Here is a 24,514-nt window from a genome sequence, read left to right on the forward strand (position 1 = left end):
AAAAAGACTTCGTTTTTAGCAGTTTTTGCTTTTAAGGCGCTGAAAAATCGGATTAATTATTCAGAGAAATAGTGACAATAATAGTTACAATCTATAGATCATTTTGCCAATCTTCTGAGTAATAATGTATAGGGGAGTCACCCTCTTCAAAAGTTTCAATTTTAAATGCATTAGGTTGAGATAAAATTGCAGATAGCAATTGATCGTTAAGCATATGACCAGTCTTATAGCCTTCATAGTGACCAATAAAATTTCCACCTAATAAAAAAAGGTCGCCAACTATATCCAAAATTTTGTGCTTAACAAACTCATTATGATAGCGCATTCCATCTTCATTTAGAATGTCATCATCTGAGAGAGCTATTGCATTATCAATACTAGCTCCTAGTGCAAGGTTTTGCTTTTGAAGCATTTCAACATCCCTTTCATAACCAAATGTTCTTGCTCTTGATATTTCTTTAAGATAAGACTGTTCTGCAAAATCTATAGTTAACTTTTGCCCACTTTCTTTAATTTTTTTATGCTCAAAATCAATTTCTAGAGATACTTTAAAACCATGATGTGGAGAAACCTGCGCCCATGATTGACCATTTTCTACTCTAATTATGTCTTTAATGACAATAAATCTCTTATGTGCTTCTTGCTCCTCAATTCCAGCTGACTGGACTAAGAATATAAATGGAGCTGATGATCCATCCATTATTGGCACTTCAAAAGAGTCCAATTCAACTAGTAAATTATCTATGCCAAGTGCAGAAAGTGCTGACATTAAATGCTCTATAGTTGAGACCTTAACTCCTTGACTTTCAAGTCCAGTTGATAAAACAACTTCATTAACAAAAGCACTATGAGCATGAACTTGTCTGCCTCCAGCATCTAATCTTTTGAAAACTACTCCATGATCTGGAGCAGCTGGAATTAAAGTTAGATTAACAAGCTTCCCGCTATGAATACCAACTCCACGAGCTTTAACTGTTTTTTTAATTGTTCTTTGTTTAACCATAAGTCAAAAATTTCCTACAATAGCTTTTTTTAATTTTCCAATAACACCATTACGGTTATTAGCCTCAACATACTCAGTCTTACTTAAGTCCCCTTCATGTAGCAATAGCCCTATAGCTCCCTCATACCTATAATCAGTAAGAATTGCCTCTAAGCCGGAGAGTCTTGTACGTTGAATTTTTCCAATTTTAACTCTTTTAGAGAAAAAATCACGAACAAGTTCTTCAATGGAATTAATTTTTGAAGCACCGCCACAAAGAACAAAGCCAGATTTAATAATATTCTCTAAGTTATGGTGTTTTAGCTCATTTCTTAACAGAACAAAAATACCTCGATAAGCCTCTTCTATAACCTCTGACAACTCAAAACTAGAAAGTTGATGTTCATCATTATTTTCTGACTGCATAAAATCAATAAATTGCTCTTCATTAAGTGAAGATAACTTAGCAGTGCCATAGTTTTCTTTAAGTCTTTGCGCCTCTTCTAATGAAGTATCAAATGCAAAAGCAATTTCTTGTGTAACTTCATCACCACCCATTGCAATTACTCCACTTCGAACTATTCCTTCTTCATGAAAAACGGAATAACTCGTTACTCCAGCACCAATATCAACCAGACAAACTCCATTATCACTATCCTCTTGTGTCAGAATTGCCTGCGATTTAGCAATAGGATTAAGAATAATTTTATCAAGCTCCATGTCACACTGTTCGAGGCAGCGCTCAATATTCCTTATACTAGAACTAGAAACGGTCACAATATGCACTTTAGACTCTAATACCTCTGCCTCCATGTCTATTGGATTATCAACCGTCACAGTTTCATTAATTGTAAATTTCTTTTTTATAATATGTAATTTTTCTTTATTAGTAGGGGTAGACATTGCCATGGCCGACTCAAGCACAGAATCTAAATCTTTTGAAGTAACAGCTTCATTTATAGAAACCTTCCCCATACCATCTGTGCAAGTTAGGTGAGTATCAGAAATGTTTACACGTATACGATCAAAATCTAAATTAAAGCTTTCAAAAGTTTGGTCAATTAATTTATTTATCACTCTAGAAAGAGAATCAATGGAACGCAAAGAGCCATTTTTTACTCCATCAGAAGGACACACATTATGTGCAATAATTCTGAGGTGAGTACCATCATCTTCTTTTTCAGCAACTAACAAAGCAATCTTCTCTGACCCTATGTCTATACTTGTTAAGTAGTGATTACCTGCCATATTGGATTATATAAAGAGTTATTGTTTAAAAAATTTTACCAAACTATTCAACACTTTTAACCTCACTTGAGCTATTTTTTTTAAATTTCAACCAATCATTTAAATGCTCTAAATCTACCGTCTTTCCACTCAACATTCTACGAAATAACTTTGCATTACTTTCTCCATGATAAAGACCTAATATGTGACGAGTCATTGAGCGCATTGGTACTTCAAGTTTAATTTGCCTCTTAATATAATCCATATACTTTATTAAGACTTCCTCACGATCAAGAAGATTTTCTTTATTGCCAAAAATTGAAACATCTATTTCTCTTAACAAAAATGGATTATGGTAGACCGACCTTCCAAGCATTGCCCCATCAACATAATCAAGATGATTTCTAACTTCATTACAATTTTCAATGCCGCCATTTATAGTTATTTTTAGATGTGGAAAATCTTTCTTTAACTGATAAACCCAAGGATAGTTTAAAGGTGGTATAGTTCGGTTTTCTTTTGGACTTAAGCCATGAAGCCATGCCTTACGGGCATGAATTATAAAGTGCTGACAGCCCTTGTTATGAATGCGCATTATAAAATCTGAAAGCTGCTCATAACTCTCCATATCATCAATTCCAATTCGGCTTTTAACTGTCACAGGAATATCACAATTATCAATCATACTCTCAACGCATGAGGCAACCAAATCTGGCTCTTTCATTAGGCAAGCACCAAAACTGCCTGAAATGACTCTATCTGATGGGCATCCAACATTTATATTAACTTCGCTATAACCCCACTCTTGAGCTATGAGAGCACATTTTGCCATTTCTAAAGGGTTACTTCCTCCAAGCTGAAGTGTCAGGGGATTTTCTTCTGCATTAAAGTCAAGCAAACGGTTTTTATCACCATTCAAAATTGCTTTTGCAGTTATCATTTCTGTGTAGAGCTGAGTGTTTTTACTGAGCAATCGATAAAAATATCTACAATGTCTATCAGTCCAGTCCATCATTGGCGCTATAGAAACTAAAGAAGAGTTCATCAGATTATTAAAGACAGTTCAACCAAAGCAAAAGTAACACTCTGTGAAACAATATCTGATCTGGAGCCTGAAAAAAATTGAGTAGTTGTTGTTACGTTTCCATCGAAGAAAAAACCAATACAAACCATACCAACTGGTTTTGATCCAGAGCCCCCTGAAGGACCAGCAATGCCAGTTATTGAGACAGCTAAATTACTATGTGATCTTTGACCAGCCCCAGTAACCATTTCATGAGCAACTTTTTCACTTACAGCGCCATACATCTCAATAGATTCAGGACTAACTCCAAGCATATCAATTTTTGATTGATTGCTATAAGTAATAAAGCCACAATTAAAATATGAGGATGCCCCTGAAATTGAAGTCAAAGAGCTAGATAATGAGCCTCCAGTACATGACTCAGCAACAGAAATGGTCAATCCCTTTGAAATAAGAAGATCAGATAAGTGTTTAGCCTTTAAGTAAGACATTAGCTACCCTCTTTTAGCGAAGTATGAACAATTTCATAGACATCATCTGACAACTTTTTTTGACTTATAATTGAGTTAAGCTCATTCTTTTGAAGTGCAGAATACTTATTTGTAAATCGCCTCCAGTGATTAAATATACTTACAAACCTTGCTGCAATTTGAGGATTCATACCATCCAACTTAATAATTATTTCAGTTAAAAGCTGGTAGCCATCTTTACAATGAAACTGAATACTATTTCGGCTAAAAGATCCAATTACGGATCGCACTCTATTTGGATTAGTCATTGAAAATAATTCATGCTTCATAAGTTTTCTAATATCTGCAACAGAAGTAATAGATGAGGCACATTGAGCGCTAAACCATTTATCCATTACCTGTGCATCCAACTTATGCTGCTTATAAAATCTAGAAATAACCTCATCACGATAAGGGTTTGAAGAGTCTAATAAACACTGAAAAGCGCTAAATTGATCTGTCATACAATCTGCATTATTATATTGTGCATATGCTAAATCATACTCCCCTAGCTGAGACAAATAACTTAAACATTTGTTTTTTAAAGCTCTCTCACCAACCGACTTAGAAGATAAATCAAAGACTTTTATATAGTTTAATTTTTTATATGTTTCTAGAAAAAGTGCTTTAAATTTATTAGCAATAGAGAGGCTAGATTTTTTACGTTTATGGCTTACCTCTTGCACGTCAATTTGACCAACATGCTGATGAATGATTTGCTCTGCAGGTAAACTTATCATTTCAGATAAGAGCGCAAAATCTGAGTCATTATTAAAAAGATTTTTAATCATACTAAACAATTCTTTTTCTTCAACATGCTCTGGGTTGAGGATATATTCAAGCCATAAGCTTTGAGCGTTATCCCAGCGGTTAAATGGATCACTATCATTTGATGAAAGAAAAATTTTCTCACTGAGTGAAAGATTAGAATCAAACTTAATGGGCGCTGAAAAACCTCTAAACCAAGAGGGTGTTGGCTTACTCTTGATATTTTCAAATGAAATAGTTTTTACAAGCTCATCAATCAAAATCATTCCTGTCTCAATCTCTGTACCATCATCTGATAATAATCCAAATTTATTTGGAATTAGAAAAGGTGTTGTTTGATTTTTTTGAGTAAAAGTAGCACTATAAATATTTAGCTCAGAGTTGTACTCATCATCGACACTTACTTCAGGTGTTCCTGACTGACTATACCAAGACATAAAATTATCAAAATTAAAATGGTTAGCATCAGCCATACTTGCAACAAAATCATCTATCGTAACTGCCGAACCATCATGACGATCAAAATAGAGGGTCATCCCTTTTTGAAAGCCCTCTTCTCCCAAAATTGTATGAATCATTCGAATAACTTCTGCACCTTTCTCATAAACCGTTGCAGTATAAAAATTATCCATTGCAATATATGACTCTGGCCTTACTGGATGAGCCATTGGTCCAGAGTCTTCAGCAAATTGCCTTGTTTTAAGCTCATTAACGTCAGTAATTCTTTGAATTGCTCTAGAACGAAGATCAGAAGAAAACTCTTGATCTCTAAAAACAGTTAGTCCTTCTTTTAGACTTAGCTGAAACCAGTCCCTACAAGTTACTCTATTTCCAGTCCAATTATGAAAATACTCGTGGCCAATAATAGACTCAATTCTTATAAAACTAGCATCTGTTGAGGTTTCTTGATTGGCAAGAACACAGTCTGAATTAAAAATATTAAGGCCCTTATTCTCCATAGCGCCCATATTAAAATCATCAACTGCGACAATCATGTAGATATCCAAGTCGTAAGAAAGGTTAAACCTCTCCTCTTCCCATTTAAATGATTTTTTAAGGGACTTCATTGCAAAAGAAGTTTTATGCATATTATGAGGCTCAACATATAGCCTTAAGTCAACCATCCTTCCTGCTGAAGTTACAAAGCTGTCTTGAAGGAAATCTAATTTTCCTGCAACTAAAGCAAACAGATAACAAGGTTTTGGCGTTGGATCATGCCAAATAACTTGAGAAGCACTCTCATTGACCAAGTTTCCATTACTAAGAAGTACTGGATAATGGTCTCTGTTAGCTGTTATCTTAGTAGTAAATACGCTCAATACATCTGGCCTATCAAGATAATATGTTATCTGCCTAAAGCCCATTGCCTCACATTGTGTGCAGAAATTTCCACTGGATTGGTACAAGCCATTCAGATCGGTTTTGCTTTCAGGATGAATTCGAACCTTCACCTCTAAAATAAAGTTATCAGGTGGATTTATTAGAAATAAGCCATCATCTTTTTGCTCACAGTTAAGACTTAAGCCTTCAATTTTTATTGATATTAACTCGAGAGACTCACCATTTAAAAAAAGTTTATCAATTTTTTTATTACTATCAGGATTTTTATAAAAAGAAATTCGCGATGAAACAATTGTTTCATTATCGCCAAGGTCAAAATCAAGCTCTGTTGTTCTTATGAGATGAGAGCTTGGTTCATAATCTTTGCGGTAAATAGGCTGTGGCGTTAAAGTAGAAATAATAATGCTCCTAAAAGAATTCTATAAATGACGAATGGTAAAAAACCAATTCTTTCAACCAGTCGAATAAAAAAGACAATTGTGAAATACGAAGTAATCAAAGCAACTACAAATCCAATAAAAAGAAGGCTCCAATCAACTTGACTTGAGTCTTTTAATAAGTCAAAAGTTTTTAATAAAGTTGCAAGTGCAATAACAGGAATAGATAAAAGAAATGCATACTTTATTGACAAAGCTCTTGAAAGGCCAATAAGTAAAGCCGCAGTAATAGTTATGCCTGAGCGAGACGTTCCAGGAATTAAAGCTAGAGCTTGAAAGCAGCCCATAATTAGAATATCAGAGCCACGAATATAGTCTCTACTTTTATTAAGTGTTCGATGCAGCCAGTCTGAGAAACCTAGCAGAAGTCCAAAGAACATAGTTGCAAAGGCTACTACTTGATAACTTCTTAAATTTAACTCGATCGACTCTCTGAATAATAAACCCACAATACCAACTGGTATTGTTCCTAAAACAATGCCCCAGGCAAGCATTGACTCGCCTTGCGTTTTTCTGGTTGCAATAGAGTCATAAAAGTCCTTAGTTAAAGATAACAATGAAGAGCGATAGTAAAAAATAATTGCACATAAAGTGGCAAAATGAAGAACAACATCAAAAGCTAACCCTTGATCTGACCAATCTAAGAATTTTGGAAGTATTACTAGATGCGCCGATGAAGATACGGGCAGAAACTCAGTAAGTCCTTGTATTAAAGCTAGAGTAATTGTTTGAGTAATATCCATCTCTTAATTTTAAAGCTTATTGGTAAGATCTTGCTCTTTGAAACCATCTAATTTTACTGATTGTTTTTTAGATAAAGCCATCACTTTAAAAACCTCACCCATTGCCCCCGGTAAAACTAGTTGCTTAACCTCTTGGGCAAGTTTGATTCTAATTTTATTATCCTTTTCATCCAGTAGACACTTTTCAATACCTAGAGAAATTAAAAACATCGCTTGTGTGCAATATCCAGAAATTTCAAAACCAGCATCAACTGCACTTTCAGCAATATCTGAAAAATTAACTGATGTTGTAATATCTTGATAACCAATATTACAAAAAGGATCATCACTTGACTCATGATTAAAAAAACACTTAAGAGTTCCGTCATTTCGCTGAGGGTGAAAATATTCAGATTTATCCATACCATAATCAATTAATAGAACTGTTCCTTCAGAAATAAAGTCATAAAGCGACTTAATCCAAGCGATAGACTGAACATTTATTTCAGTAGTGTATCCCTCTTCTATAAGATCAGGAAGAGATGCTCCAGTTCTCATATAAGGTTGAGTAAACTTTTTCCATTGAAAATTCTCATTTTGAAAATCAACTCCTAATTCTACAAAACAGCCTTCAGAGAAAGTTATTCTTTTTGCAGGAATAGCATCAAGGACTTCATTAGCAATAACAACTCCTTTAAAATCTTTTGGTAGCTCAGTTAGCCACTCAACCCGATTAAAGATTTCAGGCAAAACTTTTTTAATATTTTGCATCTGTTTATTTTTAAGCTGAGCACTTAATTCAATAATATAATATTTATCAGGAAGTGAGCTTAGCCTGCCTAATTCAAAAAGAATTTGAGCGGCAAGCACTCCACTTCCAGCTCCAAACTCTAGAATATCACCACTATTAAGAACCTGCTTGCACTGCCTCGCAAGCGTATAACCAAATAAGTCAGAAGTTTCGGGAGCTGTTATAAAGTCACCATGACGGCCAAATAGTGTTTTATTGGATCGATAATAGCCAAACTCAGAATGGTATAGGGCAAGATTCATAAACACATCAAAACCAATGGGTTTGTTATTATCTTTAATGGTTTTAGATATAATATCTTGAAGGCTCATATTAGAAATTATTTTATACTGTGAATTGGCCTTATTCCCTCAAAAACAAATTTTACTTAATCAATTTAATTAACTAATAAAACCTATGAAAACAGCCTTAATTACTGGTGGAGCAGCTCGAATTGGAGCTCAAATAGCAAAAACACTTCACAAAAATGACTTTAATATAATTATTCATTGCAATCAATCAAAAGACAAAGCGCAATTACTTTGTGATGAGCTTAACCTTTTAAAAGAAAAATCAGCCAAGGTAGTAGTGGGCAATCTTAATAATATTTACTCTATAAACACAGTTGTTGAATCGGTAGAATCGATAGACTTATTAGTTAACAATGCATCTGTCTTTTATCCTTTATCAGTAGACGAGAGCGACTCTGAAAATTGGGATAATATATTAGATGTTAATCTTAAAGCGCCCTTCTTTCTATCAAAGGGACTAAGTCAAAAGCTCAAATCTAGTGAGGGATCAATAATAAATATCATTGACATTCATGCGGACCGACCACTTAAAAAACATTCGGTCTATAACATTTCAAAAGCAGGTCTAAAAATGCTTACACTAACCCTTGCTAAAGAACTTGCTCCCTCTATCAGAGTTAATGGAGTTTCACCTGGCTCGATCTTATGGCCACAAGAAGGAGCAGAAATTTCTGAATCAGATAAAAGCATTATGCTTGAAAGAATAGCCCTTAAAAGGCAGGGCTCTCCACAAGACATTGCAGACACAGTGCTTTTTTTAGCAAACTCTAATTACCTAACGGGCCAAATAATTAATGTCGACGGGGGTCGGACACTCAATCAGTAAAGAAATCCCCTTAGTCTTAATGTGGTATAATTTGATTGTCGATAATTTTTTTTTCGACTAACAAGAATTTTTTTACAATTGTTTCAAACTAAAAAATAGAGCTATTGTAACGAACTAATTTTTTTATGGGCTAATTGAAGCCAAATACAAAACCTTATTTAGTAATTGATGAATTTTATTAATCAAACCTTTATTCCCATTCAATACGTAAGTATTGATGCTTTGTACGTGCTCAATAGTCCAGATATTATAGGACTTCATAATGAATCACATTTTAATCAACGCAACCCACAAAGAAGAAATTCGAGTTGCAATCGTCAAGGACCAAAAGCTTACTGGCCTTGATATCGAAACAAGCCTCAATAGAAAGACTAAGGGCAACATATACAAAGCAAAGATTTCTCGAGTAGAGCAATCTTTAGAAGCTGCTTTCGTTAACTATGGCAAAGACAAGCATGGTTTTTTACCCTTTAAAGAGATCTCTCCTTTCTTTTCTGATGGCGTTAAGCCTAAAGGTGACAAATTAACTATCAGTGACGTCCTTAAAGAAGGGCAAGACATTATCATACAAGTTGAAAAAGAGGAGCGCGGCAATAAAGGCGCTGCCCTTAGTACCTACATTAATTTAGCTGGTGCTTACATGATACTCACCCCAAACAACCCTAAAAGCTCAGGAATCTCAAGACAAATTAGCGCATCAGATCGTCAAGATTTAAAAAACTTATTACCAAGTCTTAATGTTCCTAAGCACTCTGGACTTATAATTCGTACTGAAGGTGCCGGAAGAGGTGTTAGTGAACTTCAATGGGAGATTGACCACCTAACTCAGCTCTGGAAATCTATTAAAACTGCAACTAAAAAGCAAGAGGATCCTTTTTTAATCTATCAAGAAAGTGATATAACTGTTAGGGCTTTGCGTGACTTTTTAAGAGAAGATACCGATAGCGTAATTATTGATGACTTGGAGACTTATCAAAAGGCAAGAGACTTTATTAGCTTTGTAATGCCGCATTACTTAGACAAGATTAAATTCTTTGATGTTACAGAGCACTCTCTTTTTGCACACATGAGCATAGAGTCTCAAGTTAAGAGCGTCTTTAATAGAGAAGTTGCCTTGAGATCTGGAGCAACCATTGTGTTTGATCCTACAGAAGCATTAACAGCAATAGACATCAACTCTGCTAGAGCGACAAAGGGAACAAGTATTGAGGATACTGCCTATAAAGCAAACCTGGATGCTGCATCAGAAATTGCGTTACAACTTCAATTAAGAGATATTGGTGGACTAGTAGTAATTGACTTTATTGATATGGCCTCAGAATCCAATAGAGTGGCTATTGAGAAATTAATGGAAAAAGCTACAGCAAATGATAGGGCTCGCGTTCAAATAGGCTCAATATCAAGATTTGGTCTTTTAGAGCTGTCACGACAAAGACTAATGAACTCTGTTGCTGAATCGACAGGAAAAACTTGTTCAATTTGCAATGGAAGTGGAACCAATCCAACCATTCCTTCACTATCGTTAAGGATTATTCGTCAACTAGAAGACAACTTAAATTCAAATAAAAATGGTGACGACATAACAATTCAATCCAGCGTTGAAGTAATAACTTATTTACTTAATGAGAAGAGACAAAACATAATTGAAATGGAAGCTAAACATAATATTAAGATTACTCTTCTTCCAAATCAATACATGCACTTTCCTCACTTCACGATGAACAAACAAAAGGGTGATAAAAACTCTCATCACATAAGCTTTCAAGGAGTTTCTAAACCTCAAGAAAACCCAAATGTAATAAATTATATTGATAAACCTGATATTCCAGCTGTGTCTTCTAATCACCCATCAACAAAGATGCCTGAAAAGAAAGTTTCATTTATGAGTAAATTATCTGAAATATTCTCTTCAGATAAAAAAACAGTTACTGAGTCAAAATCAAGCAGGCCTCAGAGCAGGAATCAAAGTAGAAACAGAAACCAAAATAGAAACAGGAACCAAAATAGAAATAGAAGCCAAAATCAAAATACACAAGAAAATCAAAAAAGTGGAACTGGTGAATCTCAAAAAAATAGCTCTAATGAAGCTAATAATATTAAGGCTAATCAGAACAATCCAAACCAAAATAGAAATAGAAATCAAAATAGAAATAGAAATCAAAAAAATACGGCAAATTCTAATCAAAAGCCGACTGAGAATGTTGTAGAGAAGCCAACTGAGAATGTTATAGCGAAGCCGACTGAGAATGTTGTAGCGAAGCCGACTGAGAATGTTGTAGCGAAGCCGACTGAGAATGTTGTAGCGAAGCCGACTGAGAATGTTGTAGCGAAGCCGACTGAGAATGTTGTAGCGAAGCCTACTAAAAAACCAGCCCGCAAACCAGTCAAAAAGGCTCCAACAAAAGCATCTATTAAAAAATCTGAAAATTCTGATGAAAAAGCTTCAATTAAGTCTGATTTAAAAAAGTCTGAAAATTCTGATGAAAAAGCTTCTTAAAAGTTTATGAACAAATATGCAGTAATTGGTAATCCAGTTCATCACAGCATATCTCCAATGATTCATGCCCAATTCTCTAAGGAGTTTGGGCTTGAAATTTCATATGAAAAAATACTTTCACCAATTGATGAATTTTATGACACAGTAAAGAAATTTATTGATTCTAATGGTCAAGGTTTTAACATTACCCTGCCATTTAAAATTCAGGCGCACAATCTATCAAAAACCTTAACACCAAATGCAAAGGCTGCTGGGGCCGTAAATGCTATAAAAATTGAAGACAATACTTTGATTGGTGAAAATACTGATGGGAATGGATTAGTGAATGATTTTACAAATAATTTAAATCATTCCTTAAAAGGAAAGGAAATCCTAATTATTGGCGCAGGAGGTGCAACACAAGGCATTCTTAAGCCAATACTTGATTGTAATCCCGAAAAAATATTATTAGCAAACCGTACCAAAGAAAAATCTTTAAAGCTTGCGAGCAAGTTTCTAAAGTATGGAAAAGTTTGTGGCTTTGGGTTGGACCAAATTAAAGCCAAACCAGTTGATATAGTTATTAATGCGACCAGTGCATCTATTGATGGGAATATCCCTAATATTCCAAAAGGTGTTGTCGAGGGAGCCCTATGTTACGACTTAATGTATGGCAGAGAAACTCCCTTCATGAAGTGGGCAAATGAAAACTCTGCTAAAAAAGTTAGTGATGGACTTGGAATGCTCGTAGAACAAGCAGCTCTCTCGTTTTCTTTTTGGCTAGGAAAAAACCCTCAAACTAAATCAGTAATCGAATTAATCAGGGCGAAAGGCGACTAACATCCCACACATTGTCTTTGCGCTCGTATATGAGGCGATCATGAAGTCTGCTTTCTCTTCCTTGCCAAAACTCAATACTTTGTGGAACTACTCTATAACCACCCCAAAATTCAGGAAGCGGAATCTCTCCATTAGCAAACTTTTTTTTCATTGCCGCAAACTGATCAATCAAAATTGCTCTGGAGGATATTTTTGATGATTGTTGTGATGACCATGCACCAATTTGAGAGTCTTTTGGCCTCGAAGAGAAATATTTTAAAGACTCCAACTTTGTTATTTTCTCGACACTTCCAATAATTTTAACTTGCCTTTCTAAGGCAAGCCAGGGAAATAAAAGAGCGGCTTGAGGGTTGTTTTGAAGTTGTTTTGATTTTTTAGACTTGTAGTTTGTGAAAAATACAAAGCCCTTATCGTCAAAAAATTTAAGAAGGACGGTTCTAATTCCTATATAGTCATCTGACGTAGCAAGACTCATTGCGCTAGGCTCGATAATATTAGCTTCAATAGCCTGATCAAACCATAAGGAAAACTGTTCGATTGGATTACTTTTAAGGTCATCTTTTACGATACCACTTTTGAGATATTCCTTTCTTAGATTACTTAAATCACCTGTCATATAATTTCCTTCAAAAAGGGATTAAATTACTTTTTTTTGATTCTGTTAGATGCTTTGTGATGAGAGACTTAACTGGAGGAAATCGATCCGCAAACTTTAAGACTAACTTTCTAACTTTTTTAGCTATGGCATCATCATTAGTAAACAAAGAAACAACCCCATTTGTACCAAAGTACATCAATCTAGATAAATGTATTTGTTTATTTTCAAATTCCTTTAAAACTGAGTCTGAACCAATATCATTACCATTTTGAGAGGCTTTAATAACTGCGAGTGAGAGAATATCTTGTCCTCTTAGCCCTAAATTAAAACCATGTGCTGTAACGGGATGCATTCCAACTGCAGCATCACCAATTAAAGCAAAACGAGTAGCTCTAAATTTTTGAGCATAAACGCCAACTAATGGATAAGAATGCCTTTTACCAATTTGTTTCATTTCACCTAAAATCCCATTAAAGCCATCACTAGCCTGTGCACAAAACTTCGTCTCGTCCATATTTAACATTTCGTCTGCCTCATCAGTTGGGACCGTAAGAACAACAGATGATATATTGCCATTTAAGGGTAACAGCGCTAAAGTGTGGCCATAATTAAAGCACTCAAGAGCAGTTTGATTATGAGATTTTTCATGAGAGACTCTAGTAATTATCATTACCTTAGAGAAGTCTTTCAACGTCGATGAGATGCCCATCTTTCTCCGTATTTCAGAAAACCGACTATCTGCAGCAACTATAAGTTTTGAATTTATAGTTTTACCATTTGAAAGAGTAATCTCTGCATTAGAAGAACTTGTTTTAAGAGAGTCAACTGCTAAATCATTAATAATAGTTATATTATCTGCACCTGATGCTTTTTGATATAAAGCAAGCCTAATTAAATTATTTGGAACAAGATATCCAAGAGCATCAATTGAAGTTTTATTTGCTTCAAAATTTAATAATGATTCTGAATCACCATCAAAAACTTTTGCCTCCCTAAGTGGGCTTACTTTAGTCTGATCAATAAGACTCCAAACACCAAGTTTTTGAAGTATTTTCAATGAATTATGAGTTAAAGCAGTTTCTCTCCCATCTGGCTTTGGGTCTGAAATCGAAATATGAGGAGACTTTTCAACAACAAGTATCTTTTGATCCTGATTAGCTAATGAACAAGCAAAACTAAGTCCTGCCGGCCCTGCACCAATAATTACCACATCATAAATATTATTAGTATTATTATTTTTCATAGTATTTAAGTATGCAAACTGAGCGTATTAGTTTCCTGCTTTAGACTCTTCAATTTTTTTAAGCCAGTACGCACTTTTTTCAAGATTTTTCATAACTCCAATCCCTTCTTGATACATCTGTGCAACTTTAATTTGAGAGTCTAAATTGCCACTCCTTGCAGCTTTAAGATAGTATTCATAGGCTTTCTTAAAATCCTTTGACACCCCTTCTCCAGCTTCATACATTTGTGCCAAATTATGCTGGGCATCTGAATAACCTTGTTCAGCAGATAAACTAATCCAACTAAATGCTTTATTAAAGTCAGCACTCACTCCAGCACCAAGATAGTAGATAGCACCCAAAGTATATTGTGCTTTTGGATGAGATTTGTTTGCGGCATCTTGGACATATTTAAAACCTTTTTTGTCATTCTGAATAACACCTACACCAGTGATATACATTATTCCAAGAGCAGTCATTGCATTTAAATCACCTGTTTTAGCACCCAATTCAAATGCTTTAAGTGCTTTTTCATATTGTTTTTGCTCTACTAATTCAATCCCTCTTTCATACAAACCATCATCAGCACTCACATGAAGAACTATTACAAAAGAAAAGAATATTATCAATAAAAGTTTAGTAAGAGAGATTTTGAATAATTTAGGTGTATTGTTCATTTTGATTTAAATAATATTATTTTTAAAATGTTATAATTATTTTACAGTTTTTTTTAGATTCTAAACATCACCTCTTGCGACAAACTCTAAAACAGTTGCATTAATACAGTACCTAGGCATTCCATCAGGACCATCATTAAATACATGGCCCAAATGAATATCAGAGCTTAGAGATCTAATTTCTGTCCGTGTCATACCATAACTAAGATCAATCACTTCATAAACTTCATTTCGCACAGGCCTTGTAAAGGATAACCAGCCAGACTTTGAATCAAATCGGTCTGCGGTATCAAAAAGAGGTCTTCCAGATAGCTTATCTATAAAAATACCATCAGGTGTATTCTTAAAAATTTCATACTGTTCGCAGAATCTTCTATCTGTACCTTCATTAAATGCAACATTGAAAGCCTCAGAATCTTTACCTAATTTAAATTCACCCAATGCTTTATAAAAATCATCAGAAGACATTATTCCTTGATTCGCCCATACCTCCTTTCCATTCTCTATTAGAAAAATAGTAGGTGTAGCCCATGTTTCTGTAATTAGCTCAAAACCCTTCAATGAAGATGCTGGCACTGATCTTAATGGAATAGTTCCCTTATATTTGGACGTTACAAGTTTTTCGAACTCAAGACAAAATAAGCAAGTACCTTCTACTTCAGGACCTATAACAATAATTTCTTTTCCACCTAAAGGTGATATATCTGCAACCATTGACTCTTTTTGAGCTTGCTCAATAAAAGTAATACCCGTAGAATGATCAGGGCAGTAGCCATTCGGATTTTTCAGTAAGTAATCTTGATGGTAATCTTCAGCTGGCCAAAATTTTTCTAAAGCTGCCATCTCAGTCATAATTTCACCATAACCTTTTGCTGTTAATAGCTTTTGGTATAGTTGGCCTGTCAGAATTGCAATTTCTTTTTGTTCATCATTAGTCCAATAAATTGCAGAACGGTAGTTATTTCCAACATCATTACCTTGTCTATTTAGTTGGGTTGGATCGTGAATCTCCCAAAAATTTTTCAGTAATTGTTCTGTGGAAACTCTATCCGTATCATAAATAACTTTAACTGTCTCTGTATGATTAATTAAAGCATTCTTTTTGGTTGATTTTTCCTCATCAGATGACCCAATATTTTTAAGAACAGAAAGAAAACTTTCGCTTTGAATTCTTCTATTATTGAGAACATCTTGATAGGTTGGATTCTCATAGTTACCACCAGAATATCCAGAAACAACATCAACAACACCATCAATATTTTCAAAGTTTTTTTCAACACCCCAAAAACAACCAGCAGCAAAAAAAATTTCTAAAATCACGAGTACTATCCTTTTCCATTAAACATAGGGAAATAATTCTACACTTAGAAGGTGAATATAAAGTGTTTAAAAGATGAAGAAATAGAGTTTCAAATCCTAAAGGGTTTGCATTAAATGCTATGCAGTTGTTAAAGTAATAAGCTAAGAATACTTAAAAGTCTTTAAAAACTAGCTTTTATCATTTTCATAGTTTTGTTATGACTTCAAACCACCCAGTTAGATCTAAAAACTAATTAGCAATTTTAAGATAGCCTTTTAAATAATCAGAAGCAATAGTAATTTTATTTGTGGACTTTTTTGAATTGAAACTTACAGTGAAGCCATCTTCCATATTATTTTTTAAAAAATCATCACTTAGTTTTAACTCCATTATTTCACTATAGTCACAGACATCAGGAGTGCAACTAGAGGCACTTGATGAAATTAATGTGATATCTAATTTTTCAGCATTTTCACATCCTTGCCATTTATCACAAAAGCTAGCAGAGGAATAGTTTTTACGCTGACTCCAAGTATATTTAAGTTTTAGATTAAGTTGATGTTGAATCAAGCCAGTGTTTTTATTTTTAAGTCCTTTTAAAAAATAATCTTGGTAGTCGTAATCATCGAGCATACCAACCCTCTTGACTTCCGACATTTGAACACCTTCAAATCTAATTTGCGAGTCATCATTTAAGACCTTGACACTTTCTGCATATTTAGAGATATTCACTGCATCTATAGCTGCTTTGTTCTTATCATCTTCAGCCTGCATCAATTGCCCAGTTACTACTGAAATAGTATGATTATCTTTCAGCTTACCTGCCTCAATAAGATTTTCAGCATGAGTAAGACCTAAAGCAAGAATTCTTTGAGTTTCATCTTGAGAAGAAGATACAGGCTCTAGCACCAATGATGCGCAACCAGTTAAGCCAATAGATAGTAATAAGATTTGTAGTATTTTTTTCATATTTTAATTATATTTTAATTTGAGTGTCTAAAAATTTTAAATTGATTAAATTTGGTAGTCACGGTCAGATTTGAACTGACGACTTCCACCATGTCATGGTGGCACTCTAACCAACTGAGTTACGCGACTAAAGTTGTAAATTATACTGTTTCGAATGTTGAGCGAATAATTTTTTGAATGTTAGTTGCAGCTTCATATCGATTTTCTGCATTTTTAATTGGCCTTCCTACTACAATATAATCAGAACCACTTTTAAACGCAGTTGCAACATCTACTACTCGCTTCTGGTCATCATCATTAGCTACTGGGCGAATACCTGGAGTTACTGCGATTAGCTTATTATTTACATATTCACGGATATATGGAACTTCTAACCCAGATGAAACAATGCCATCACATCCAGCTTCAAAAGCTCTTTTAGCTCTAGAAATAACTAAATCTTTAACATTACAATCAAAACCTAAATCATCTAAGTCACCTCTATCTAGACTGGTTAAGGCAGTAACAGCAAGAATCTTTAAATTTTTTTTATTCTCAGCAGCTTTTTCCATTAGAGCTTGATTGCCATGAATAGTGGCAAAAGTCGCGCCATAATCACTAAGCCTTGCAATTGTTCTACCAACCGTTTCAGGAACATCAAAAAATTTTAAATCAACAAAGACTTTTTTATCTTTTGCAATCAACCAATCTAATAATTCAAAATATTGGCCTGTCATCAAAAGCTCCATACCAATTTTATAAAAATTAACACTATCATCAAGCTCTGTGACGATTTTTTTAGCTTCTAAAACTTCTGGCACATCCAAAGCAAAAATTAAACGATCTTGAATTCTAATATCTTTCATGAGTTTTTAATAATTTAAAAAAGTCTATTACAGCAAATTTATGACTGGCTTTATTATATAGATAAGGGCAATAACTAGACTGAAGAAATATATTTTTTAGTCACATTAAATAAAATTTTTGCAGCACGCGCGCCCAAATGAATTTGATCAAATAGCAGCCATTGCCCTTTTGACTCAGCTATTTCATCCCATGACTTTTTAAAAATATAGTGGTGCATCATTCCGCCATAAATTCTTCTAATAATTGGAAGTGAGTTTGGATCATAATCACTTTTGACAGGGTAGGTTCTTTTAGATAATTCATCCCATAAAAGGCTTGAGACTGGAATGAGGTTAATGTTTTTATTATTTGCTGTTAACTCTATGAAGTCATTGAATTTTCTTACATGCTGATTAATTGCAGAATCTTTATTCTCACCAATAGGTGGAAGTGTGCATAAGGCAATTTTCGATGTCCCGTTTAGTTTATCAAGAAGTTTGAGTAATAATTTCTGATAGCTTTCATAAGTTGGAATTTCGGGCAATTTATTTTTCGACTTGTAACGCTCCCCTGACTTTTTATTGAAAGAAGCCATCACATCATTAGACCCAATCATCAGGATTATTATGTCCGGATTACAATTTATAATTGGCTCTATTCTGTTAATTACTTGCCAGACCACATCACCATTGATACCTTCATTAAGGACTGTATCTTCTGGATATTCATTGCGAATGTTTTCAACCCAGCATTCTCCAATATTTCCATGTGTTAATGAGTCTCCAATAAATGCTATAACTCGTCCAGATTTTAAAGATAGCTCCTTTGATAGATCATCAGCTCTTCCTTTTGGAGGGGTTGCTGCTATAGAGGAAACATACAAAAAAGCAACTGAAATTAAAATTACAGTTGCTATTAATAAATATAAGATAAAGATAAGCACTAAGACTTAAGAACTCAGCTAGGACAAATTAATTACCAAGACCATCAACAGTTACCTCAATTTTTATAACATCTTTAGAGGGTCTTCTGTTACTTTTAAAGCTGACGTCTCGGCCAGCATAATCAACTGTGACTAGATAATGGCTCAATCTTTTCTCGATCACTTGCCTAGTTTTATTTTCACAGACTTCTTGACTAATTACTTTCTTTCCATTTGTATTAGCTAGTTTTTCAGCATCATTTGCTATAGAAGCGCCCATAAGAGCACCAAATAAAGTCAAAGCATCCTTACCATCGCCTTTACCAAGTTTGTTACCTATAGCACCTCCAATAGCAGCTCCAAATAATTCATTAGTTGCACTTCCATCCCCACTTTGAACGGTCTCTTGAATATAGCATTCTTGATAAGGCTCATCGACTCTATAGTTTTTATAGACTTTTTCAACTGAAATTACAGTAGCAGAATCAACAAAGCTTCCTGCAAAAGATAATTGAGATGTAAGTATAAATAAAGAAATTAGTGAAATTTTTAAGATAGCTCGCATAAGTATGCTCCAATAATATTTAACCCCTATAATGTAAATTATATACTTTTTTAGAAATATTTTTGGAATTAGTTAACAATACTTTATATTATATTTATGACCCAATGTGCTCATGGTGCTGGGCATTTAAGCCGACATGGCACAAAGTATTGAAAGAATTACCAAGTCATATAAATGTTAATTACCTATTAGGTGGACTAGCTCCTGATAATGATTTACCAATGCCCTTAGACACTCAAAAGTACGTTCAAGATAATTGGATAAAAATTCAAAAAAATGTTCCTGGCACAGAATTTAATTACGATTTTTGGACTCTAAATGAGCCAAGACGCTCAACATATCTCTCCTGCAGAGCGGTTATTGCTGCAAAAAAACAGCGCCCTGATTTTGAAGTTTTAATGATTGAAAGAATCCAAAAAGCTTACTATTTAAATGCCTTAAACCCTTCAAATGAAGATATGTTAATTAATATTGCTCAGGATATAGGGCTAAATGAAGAGTTATTTAAGGAGGATCTAAATTCGAGCGAAGTTAATGATCTTCTTCTTGATCAGATTCACACAACAAAATCCATGCCAATACGCGGCTTCCCATCATTAGTTCTAGTTAAAGAGAACAACCTTGAAAGGGTAAAGATTGACTACTTAAACTCTAATTACATTATTAATCAAATAATCACTTGAATAATTACTAATAAGTGGCAATAATATACCGCTTGCCTTGGTAGCTCAGCTGGATAGAGCGCTCGCCTCCTAAGCGAGGGGTCAGAAGTTCGAATCTTCTCCAGGGCACCACCTCATCCCCCTTTATTATTAATTAAATTAACACATCAATTAAAAAGTTTCAAAAAAATCATCCAAAACGTGCTTTAAATTTATTTTTAATGTTAACGATTAATGCTTTATTTCTATTAAGCCTTTCAGATACTAAAGCATCAACTAGATTTTTATTGTTTTCATAAAATATTTTGTCAGCTTTTCTACCTAAAAAATTTCCTACATATCGAAATTCTACTTTTTCTGGTTTAGGTCTTTTCCTTTGTACCCCAATTTCTTGTGAAGCTTTTCTCACAATTTCTAATGATTTATATCCAAGATAGTGTTTCAAAAATACCTTTCCTACAAAGTCATTTGTAAAGTCTTTAAACTGAATAACAGTTAAATTTTTGTTCACGTTTTTTTTAAAAAGTTCAGAAAATTTTTTGATGTCAAAGATAAACTTATAATTATATCTGCGACCACCTGGACTTACAAAGCCATATTCAAGAATTAAGTTTGCCATTAATTCTAAATCCAAAACCATTTGATACCCAGATTTTTCTGCATAGATAGAAAGCAAATAATCCACTCTATATTAGTATATCCCTCAGATTTTGCCAGATCCTCAAACTCACTTGCAAGATGTGTACCAACAAGAAAGTTTTCGAAGTCTTCCCCACTAATCAAGGTTTTTTCACAGTTTGAAGCTTTAGTTTCTTCAAAAATCGAACGCAAAAACTTACGCAAATGTTTTACGTCTCTCTTTTGCGCTATCCAAGCAGCAACACTATGTTGACTCCAATTAGAATACTGAGGGAACACTAGCCCATTGTCTATTAAAACTTTTCGACTATTCGTGCATATACTTTGGAATGCTGTCGAGGCAGTTTTATGGGTGCCCATATGGATTATTAATTTAATAAGCTGCCCCTATAAAAAGTTAATCTTATTATTGTAACTAATACTTTGACTATGGTCAAAAGACTTTATATTTTGTTAGGAAACTCAGTATTAAATGCTTCTTACTGTCAAAATACCCTCTACTTGCTTTATATTTTCAATAGCTGTATTGGAAATTTTATTTTCAAGATCAATAAGTGTGTAGGCAAAATCTCCTCTAGACTTGTTGATCATATCAAGAATATTAGCCTCTTCCTCTGCTATGGCTTTTGTTATTTGACGAACCATATTCGGAATATTTCTATGGGTAATAGCTAATCGCTCTTTGCCATCTCTAGGCATCCTTGCATCAGGAAAGTTTACAGAATTTACAATATTTCCATTTTCAAGATAATCTTTAATTTGCTTTGCTATCATAACTGCGCAATTATCTTCTGCCTCAGATGTTGAGGCGCCAAGATGAGGTAACGCAATAACTTTGTCATGGTTTTTTTTGTCATTAATTGGGAAGTCAGTGACGTAATACTTTACTTTTCCAGAATCAAGCGCTTTTATTAATGCGTCTTCATCAACAATCCCATCTCTTGACATATTAATTATTACTGAGCCCTCAGGTAAAAAGGCAATACGATTTGCATTTAATAAGTTTTTAGTTTCATCAATTAAGGGAACGTGAAAAGAAACAAAATCACTCTTAGAAAATAATTCTTCTAAAGTAGCCGCATCTTCGACTTCAGAAGAAATTTTCCAAGCATTCTTCTTTGTGATTGATGGGTCAAAACCAATAACATCCATACCAAGCGTATACGCTGCATTTGCAATTTCAACACCAATAGAACCAAGACCAACAATACCTAATGTCTTTCCTGGCAATTCTGAGCCTGAATATTGTTTTTTTCCATCCTCTACGGTTGCCTTAAGGTTCTCAAGCGGTAAATTATTTACATAACTCCATGCCTGACAAATATTACGACTTGCAAGAAGCATTGAAGAAATAACAAGCTCCTTAACTGCATTAGCATTTGCGCCTGGAGTATTAAATACTACCACTCCTTTGTCACTCATTTTTTCAAGTGGGATATTGTTTACTCCTGCTCCAGCGCGGCCAACTGCTTTAAGATTTTCCCCAATTTCCAATTCATGCATCTTGGCACTTCGAACAAGTATGGCGTCTGGGTTATTATCTTTTTCTGTCACATCATAAACATCTCTAGAAAATTTATCTAAACCTAGTGATGAAATGTTATTTAAAACTTGTACTTTAAGCATTACCCATAATCCTTTTCAAAATCAATCATAAAATTAACTAAGGCATCAACGCCCTCTTGAGGCATTGCGTTATAGATGCTAGCCCTCATTCCTCCAACACTTCGATGACCTTTAAGTGCAAGTAATCCTGCTTCTTTTGAGCGTTCTAAAAATAAGCCATTAAGACTATCGTCTGCTAATAAAAATGGAACATTCATCCAAGAGCGATATTTAATTGCAACTGGGTTTGAATAAAAATCAGAGTTATCAATTACCTTATAAAGTGTTTTTGCTTTCGTATGATTTATTTTTTGAATCACACTCAATCCTCCCTGCTCTTTAAGCCATTCAAAAACGCGTCCAGCGGCATACCATGGAAAAGTGGCTGGAGTGTTAAACATAGACTCATTATTAGCTTGAGTTGAATAGTCAAAGAGTTTTGGCTGTCCTTTAACTACGTTACCAATTAAGTCTTCTCTTACAATAATAATTGTTAAGCCAGCAGGTCCAATATTTTTTTGAGCTCCTGCATAAATAACACCATATTTAGAAACATCAATCTCTCGAGAAAGAATCGTTGAGGACATATCAGCAACTAATGGGATATCAACTTCAGGAATATAATCAAACTCTAGTCCAGCAATTGTTTCATTTGGGGTGTAATGAAGATAAGCAGAATCTTGATCAATATTCCAATTTTTAAAATCATCAATATCAGTAAAATTATTCTCTGAGCTATCTGTACAAACATTAACTTTACAATAACGCTGCGCTTCAGCAATTGCTTTTACTGACCAGTGCCCTGTATTTGCATAGCAAGCTTTAGACTTTCCTCTTAACAGATTAATTGGAACCATTGAAAACTGAGCAGAGGCACCACCCTGAAGAAACAAAACCTTATAATTACTTGGAATATTTAAAAGATCTCTCAAATCCTTTTCAGATTTTTGAGCGGCCTCCATAAAGTCAACACCTCGATGCGAAATTTCCATTACTGAGGCTTTCGAGTTTCCATACTCAATAAGCTCTTGCTGAATTTGTTTAAGTACTAAAGCAGGCAGCATTGCTGGCCCAGCACTAAAATTATATGTTTGTGTCATAATAGTTAAATGGTTTCAACCTTTTTTTTTAAAAAAAATAAAAAAAAACGCTCAGCTGTGCTTAATCTTGATAAGCCCATCCAAACGTCAATGTTTTAGCAAAAATAACCTTCGTTGGTTGTAAATTGGGATTGATTATACCTAAGCCAAAATTAACTTAAATTTACCTTTTATGTCAATTTGTTACATTTTTTAAATTATGAATTTAAGATAAAGTGACTAAATATGAAATTAAATGAAATAACAAATCCTGTAAAATATTGATGCTGTCAACCTTAGCAAATCATTCATCTATTGATGGAAACACTCATAATCCATACTCAAGATTTAATTATTGCTGAAAAGCTTACAAGAAGCCTTAAAGGCGACTTGGAAAAGCGAAAAAATCACTTTAGAATCCATACTAACTTTAATTTTACTATTGAAAAACTAAGACTTGAAAATATAGTTGATATAAATTTACATCATAAGAAGTTTAATTTTTCAGATATTAAGTTAGTGGTTAGTGATATGGACTCAACCTTAATAACAATTGAGACGATTGATGAGATTGCCAAGGAGGCAGGAATGTCCAGTGAAGTTGCTTTAATTACTGAACAAGCAATGCAGGGTAATCTGGATTTTACTGAGTCCTTTAAAAAAAGAGTATCAATACTTAAAGGGGTTAACACTTCAGCATTTGAGTCTGTTTATACCAACTCTTTAAAATTAAGCCCTGGAGCCAAAGAGCTAATTAATTTTTTTAAATCAATTAGTGTAAAGTCAGCCATTATCTCAGGTGGCCTGAGTTACTTTGCTGAACGCCTTCATAAAAGTTTAGGAGTGGATACCTTTAGAGCCAACAATGTAGAGGTGGCTAATAACTCCCTCACTGGAACAGTCTTAGGAAAAGTTATTGATGCCAATGAAAAAGCAAATTATATTAATGAGCTATGTTCGCTTTACCAACTAAAAAGAGCGCAAGTCATTGCTATTGGTGATGGCGCTAATGATTTACAAATGATGAAAATTGCCGGGGTGTCTGTTGCCTACCATGCCAAACCTATATTACAAAAGAATTGTGATGTAATTATCAACTATGGTGGTCTTGACTCTGTGATTGATTTTTTTGAAGAAGATGTTTATTAATCAAGCTAATTAATCTTAATTAAATATAAATTTTCATATAAAACTCAT

24 protein-coding genes and 2 tRNA genes are annotated in these 24,514 nt (G+C 34.1%); 6 read left to right on the forward strand and 20 right to left on the reverse strand.

Going from position 1 to position 24,514, the window contains the following annotated elements:
- Positions 1–91: 91 nt before the first annotated feature.
- The 7 genes from lpxC to ABXT69_RS05610 are packed head-to-tail and all read right to left on the reverse strand — an operon-like array spanning position 92 to position 8,132.
- The gene (gene lpxC, locus ABXT69_RS05580) at positions 92–1,003 is read right to left on the reverse strand and encodes a UDP-3-O-acyl-N-acetylglucosamine deacetylase (protein WP_416677217.1); all 912 of its coding nucleotides are present in this window, start codon (positions 1,001–1,003) and stop codon (positions 92–94) included.
- Between the two features lie 3 nt (positions 1,004–1,006).
- On the reverse strand, positions 1,007–2,230 hold the full coding sequence (ftsA, locus tag ABXT69_RS05585) for a cell division protein FtsA (RefSeq protein WP_416677218.1): 1,224 nt from the start codon (positions 2,228–2,230) through the stop codon (positions 1,007–1,009).
- 43 nt (positions 2,231–2,273) lie between these two features.
- Positions 2,274–3,254 carry a tRNA dihydrouridine(20/20a) synthase DusA gene (dusA, locus tag ABXT69_RS05590; protein WP_416677219.1) on the reverse strand — a complete coding sequence of 327 codons (981 nt, stop codon included), beginning with the start codon at positions 3,252–3,254 and terminating at the stop codon, positions 2,274–2,276.
- Entirely contained in the window at positions 3,254–3,724 is a 471-nt protein-coding gene (locus ABXT69_RS05595; protein WP_416677220.1) for a CinA family protein, read from the reverse strand. The genes dusA and ABXT69_RS05595 overlap by 1 nt, the downstream gene beginning before the upstream one ends.
- Entirely contained in the window at positions 3,724–6,249 is a 2,526-nt protein-coding gene (gene pepN, locus ABXT69_RS05600) for an aminopeptidase N (protein ID WP_416679565.1), read from the reverse strand. The genes ABXT69_RS05595 and pepN overlap by 1 nt, the downstream gene beginning before the upstream one ends.
- Positions 6,237–7,031 (reverse strand): undecaprenyl-diphosphate phosphatase, encoded by a 795-nt coding sequence (locus ABXT69_RS05605; RefSeq protein ID WP_416677221.1) that lies wholly within the window; start codon positions 7,029–7,031, stop codon positions 6,237–6,239. Before ABXT69_RS05605 ends, pepN begins: the two co-directional genes overlap by 13 nt.
- A gap of 9 nt (positions 7,032–7,040) precedes the next feature.
- Positions 7,041–8,132 carry a class I SAM-dependent methyltransferase gene (locus ABXT69_RS05610; protein ID WP_416677223.1) on the reverse strand — a complete coding sequence of 364 codons (1,092 nt, stop codon included), beginning with the start codon at positions 8,130–8,132 and terminating at the stop codon, positions 7,041–7,043.
- A gap of 85 nt (positions 8,133–8,217) precedes the next feature.
- On the opposite strand from ABXT69_RS05610, the gene ABXT69_RS05615 reads away from it, so the two are divergent.
- From ABXT69_RS05615 to aroE, 3 genes are all read left to right on the forward strand, one after another.
- Positions 8,218–8,937, forward strand: a complete 720-nt coding sequence (locus tag ABXT69_RS05615; RefSeq protein ID WP_416677225.1) for a pteridine reductase — start codon at positions 8,218–8,220, stop codon at positions 8,935–8,937.
- Between the two features lie 262 nt (positions 8,938–9,199).
- Positions 9,200–11,434: an Rne/Rng family ribonuclease gene (locus tag ABXT69_RS05620; RefSeq protein ID WP_416677227.1), complete on the forward strand. Its 2,235-nt coding sequence runs from the start codon at positions 9,200–9,202 to the stop codon at positions 11,432–11,434.
- Between the two features lie 6 nt (positions 11,435–11,440).
- A complete protein-coding gene (gene aroE / locus ABXT69_RS05625; RefSeq protein ID WP_416677229.1) occupies positions 11,441–12,253 on the forward strand; it encodes a shikimate dehydrogenase in 813 nt (270 codons plus the stop codon).
- Here the strand turns inward: aroE and pdxH are convergent.
- The 9 genes from pdxH to ABXT69_RS05670 all read right to left on the reverse strand — a co-directional run bounded on the left by pdxH (position 12,234) and on the right by ABXT69_RS05670 (position 19,332).
- Positions 12,234–12,869, reverse strand: coding sequence for a pyridoxamine 5'-phosphate oxidase (gene pdxH, locus ABXT69_RS05630; RefSeq protein WP_416677231.1), 636 nt, complete (start codon positions 12,867–12,869; stop codon positions 12,234–12,236). The two genes, aroE and pdxH, sit on opposite strands and share 20 nt — an antisense overlap.
- Before the next feature lie 10 nt (positions 12,870–12,879).
- Positions 12,880–14,094, reverse strand: coding sequence for a 5-demethoxyubiquinol-8 5-hydroxylase UbiM (gene ubiM / locus ABXT69_RS05635; protein WP_416677232.1), 1,215 nt, complete (start codon positions 14,092–14,094; stop codon positions 12,880–12,882).
- A gap of 27 nt (positions 14,095–14,121) precedes the next feature.
- The gene (locus tag ABXT69_RS05640; RefSeq protein ID WP_416677234.1) at positions 14,122–14,751 is read right to left on the reverse strand and encodes a tetratricopeptide repeat protein; all 630 of its coding nucleotides are present in this window, start codon (positions 14,749–14,751) and stop codon (positions 14,122–14,124) included.
- Positions 14,752–14,811: 60 nt separating this feature from the next.
- Positions 14,812–16,071, reverse strand: a complete 1,260-nt coding sequence (msrA, locus tag ABXT69_RS05645) for a peptide-methionine (S)-S-oxide reductase MsrA (RefSeq protein ID WP_416677236.1) — start codon at positions 16,069–16,071, stop codon at positions 14,812–14,814.
- A 229-nt stretch (positions 16,072–16,300) separates the two neighbouring features.
- Positions 16,301–17,020, reverse strand: a complete 720-nt coding sequence (locus tag ABXT69_RS05650) for a hypothetical protein (RefSeq protein WP_416677238.1) — start codon at positions 17,018–17,020, stop codon at positions 16,301–16,303.
- A gap of 52 nt (positions 17,021–17,072) precedes the next feature.
- Positions 17,073–17,149, reverse strand: a tRNA-Val gene (locus ABXT69_RS05655).
- A gap of 11 nt (positions 17,150–17,160) precedes the next feature.
- Complete coding sequence (gene pyrF, locus ABXT69_RS05660) at positions 17,161–17,865, reverse strand: orotidine-5'-phosphate decarboxylase (protein WP_416677240.1); 705 nt, start codon at positions 17,863–17,865, stop codon at positions 17,161–17,163.
- 74 nt (positions 17,866–17,939) lie between these two features.
- Positions 17,940–18,788 (reverse strand): SGNH/GDSL hydrolase family protein, encoded by an 849-nt coding sequence (locus tag ABXT69_RS05665; RefSeq protein WP_416677242.1) that lies wholly within the window; start codon positions 18,786–18,788, stop codon positions 17,940–17,942.
- A gap of 28 nt (positions 18,789–18,816) precedes the next feature.
- The gene (locus tag ABXT69_RS05670) at positions 18,817–19,332 is read right to left on the reverse strand and encodes a glycine zipper 2TM domain-containing protein (RefSeq protein WP_416677244.1); all 516 of its coding nucleotides are present in this window, start codon (positions 19,330–19,332) and stop codon (positions 18,817–18,819) included.
- A 62-nt stretch (positions 19,333–19,394) separates the two neighbouring features.
- Between ABXT69_RS05670 and ABXT69_RS05675 the strand changes: the two genes are divergently transcribed.
- A complete protein-coding gene (locus tag ABXT69_RS05675) occupies positions 19,395–20,015 on the forward strand; it encodes a DsbA family protein (RefSeq protein ID WP_416677246.1) in 621 nt (206 codons plus the stop codon).
- Positions 20,016–20,049: 34 nt separating this feature from the next.
- A tRNA-Arg gene (locus tag ABXT69_RS05680) sits at positions 20,050–20,126 on the forward strand.
- Between the two features lie 58 nt (positions 20,127–20,184).
- On the opposite strand, the gene ABXT69_RS05685 is transcribed toward ABXT69_RS05680, so the two are convergent.
- From ABXT69_RS05685 to serC, 4 genes are all read right to left on the reverse strand, one after another.
- On the reverse strand, positions 20,185–20,613 hold the full coding sequence (locus tag ABXT69_RS05685) for a hypothetical protein (RefSeq protein WP_416677247.1): 429 nt from the start codon (positions 20,611–20,613) through the stop codon (positions 20,185–20,187).
- A 5-nt stretch (positions 20,614–20,618) separates the two neighbouring features.
- Complete coding sequence (locus tag ABXT69_RS05690; protein ID WP_416677248.1) at positions 20,619–20,993, reverse strand: hypothetical protein; 375 nt, start codon at positions 20,991–20,993, stop codon at positions 20,619–20,621.
- A 108-nt stretch (positions 20,994–21,101) separates the two neighbouring features.
- Positions 21,102–22,259: a phosphoglycerate dehydrogenase gene (locus ABXT69_RS05695; protein ID WP_416677249.1), complete on the reverse strand. Its 1,158-nt coding sequence runs from the start codon at positions 22,257–22,259 to the stop codon at positions 21,102–21,104.
- Positions 22,259–23,338 carry a 3-phosphoserine/phosphohydroxythreonine transaminase gene (gene serC, locus ABXT69_RS05700; protein WP_416677250.1) on the reverse strand — a complete coding sequence of 360 codons (1,080 nt, stop codon included), beginning with the start codon at positions 23,336–23,338 and terminating at the stop codon, positions 22,259–22,261. The genes ABXT69_RS05695 and serC overlap by 1 nt, the downstream gene beginning before the upstream one ends.
- Before the next feature lie 297 nt (positions 23,339–23,635).
- Here serC and serB point away from each other — a divergent pair, with 297 nt between their 5' ends.
- Complete coding sequence (gene serB, locus ABXT69_RS05705; RefSeq protein ID WP_416677251.1) at positions 23,636–24,466, forward strand: phosphoserine phosphatase SerB; 831 nt, start codon at positions 23,636–23,638, stop codon at positions 24,464–24,466.
- The last annotated feature ends 48 nt before the right edge of the window (positions 24,467–24,514 follow it).

Source organism: Candidatus Pseudothioglobus sp. Uisw_016 (assembly GCF_048087635.1).
GTDB lineage: Bacteria > Pseudomonadota > Gammaproteobacteria > PS1 > Pseudothioglobaceae > Pseudothioglobus.

Bases quoted from the DNA above. Each gene is read 5' to 3' on its own strand.
- lpxC (WP_416677217.1), bottom strand. From the start codon at position 1,003: ATGGTTAAACAAAGAACAATTAAAAAAACAGTTAAAGCTCGTGGAGTT.
- ftsA (WP_416677218.1), bottom strand. From the start codon at position 2,230: ATGGCAGGTAATCACTACTTAACAAGTATAGACATAGGGTCAGAGAAG.
- dusA (WP_416677219.1), bottom strand. From the start codon at position 3,254: ATGAACTCTTCTTTAGTTTCTATAGCGCCAATGATGGACTGGACTGAT.
- ABXT69_RS05595 (WP_416677220.1), bottom strand. From the start codon at position 3,724: ATGTCTTACTTAAAGGCTAAACACTTATCTGATCTTCTTATTTCAAAG.
- ABXT69_RS05605 (WP_416677221.1), bottom strand. From the start codon at position 7,031: ATGGATATTACTCAAACAATTACTCTAGCTTTAATACAAGGACTTACT.
- ABXT69_RS05610 (WP_416677223.1), bottom strand. From the start codon at position 8,132: ATGAGCCTTCAAGATATTATATCTAAAACCATTAAAGATAATAACAAA.
- ABXT69_RS05615 (WP_416677225.1), top strand. From the start codon at position 8,218: ATGAAAACAGCCTTAATTACTGGTGGAGCAGCTCGAATTGGAGCTCAA.
- ABXT69_RS05620 (WP_416677227.1), top strand. From the start codon at position 9,200: ATGAATCACATTTTAATCAACGCAACCCACAAAGAAGAAATTCGAGTT.
- aroE (WP_416677229.1), top strand. From the start codon at position 11,441: ATGAACAAATATGCAGTAATTGGTAATCCAGTTCATCACAGCATATCT.
- pdxH (WP_416677231.1), bottom strand. From the start codon at position 12,869: ATGACAGGTGATTTAAGTAATCTAAGAAAGGAATATCTCAAAAGTGGT.
- ubiM (WP_416677232.1), bottom strand. From the start codon at position 14,094: ATGAAAAATAATAATACTAATAATATTTATGATGTGGTAATTATTGGT.
- ABXT69_RS05640 (WP_416677234.1), bottom strand. From the start codon at position 14,751: ATGAACAATACACCTAAATTATTCAAAATCTCTCTTACTAAACTTTTA.
- ABXT69_RS05650 (WP_416677238.1), bottom strand. From the start codon at position 17,020: ATGAAAAAAATACTACAAATCTTATTACTATCTATTGGCTTAACTGGT.
- pyrF (WP_416677240.1), bottom strand. From the start codon at position 17,865: ATGAAAGATATTAGAATTCAAGATCGTTTAATTTTTGCTTTGGATGTG.
- ABXT69_RS05670 (WP_416677244.1), bottom strand. From the start codon at position 19,332: ATGCGAGCTATCTTAAAAATTTCACTAATTTCTTTATTTATACTTACA.
- ABXT69_RS05685 (WP_416677247.1), bottom strand. From the start codon at position 20,613: ATGGCAAACTTAATTCTTGAATATGGCTTTGTAAGTCCAGGTGGTCGC.
- ABXT69_RS05690 (WP_416677248.1), bottom strand. From the start codon at position 20,993: ATGGGCACCCATAAAACTGCCTCGACAGCATTCCAAAGTATATGCACG.
- ABXT69_RS05695 (WP_416677249.1), bottom strand. From the start codon at position 22,259: ATGCTTAAAGTACAAGTTTTAAATAACATTTCATCACTAGGTTTAGAT.
- serC (WP_416677250.1), bottom strand. From the start codon at position 23,338: ATGACACAAACATATAATTTTAGTGCTGGGCCAGCAATGCTGCCTGCT.
- serB (WP_416677251.1), top strand. From the start codon at position 23,636: ATGGAAACACTCATAATCCATACTCAAGATTTAATTATTGCTGAAAAG.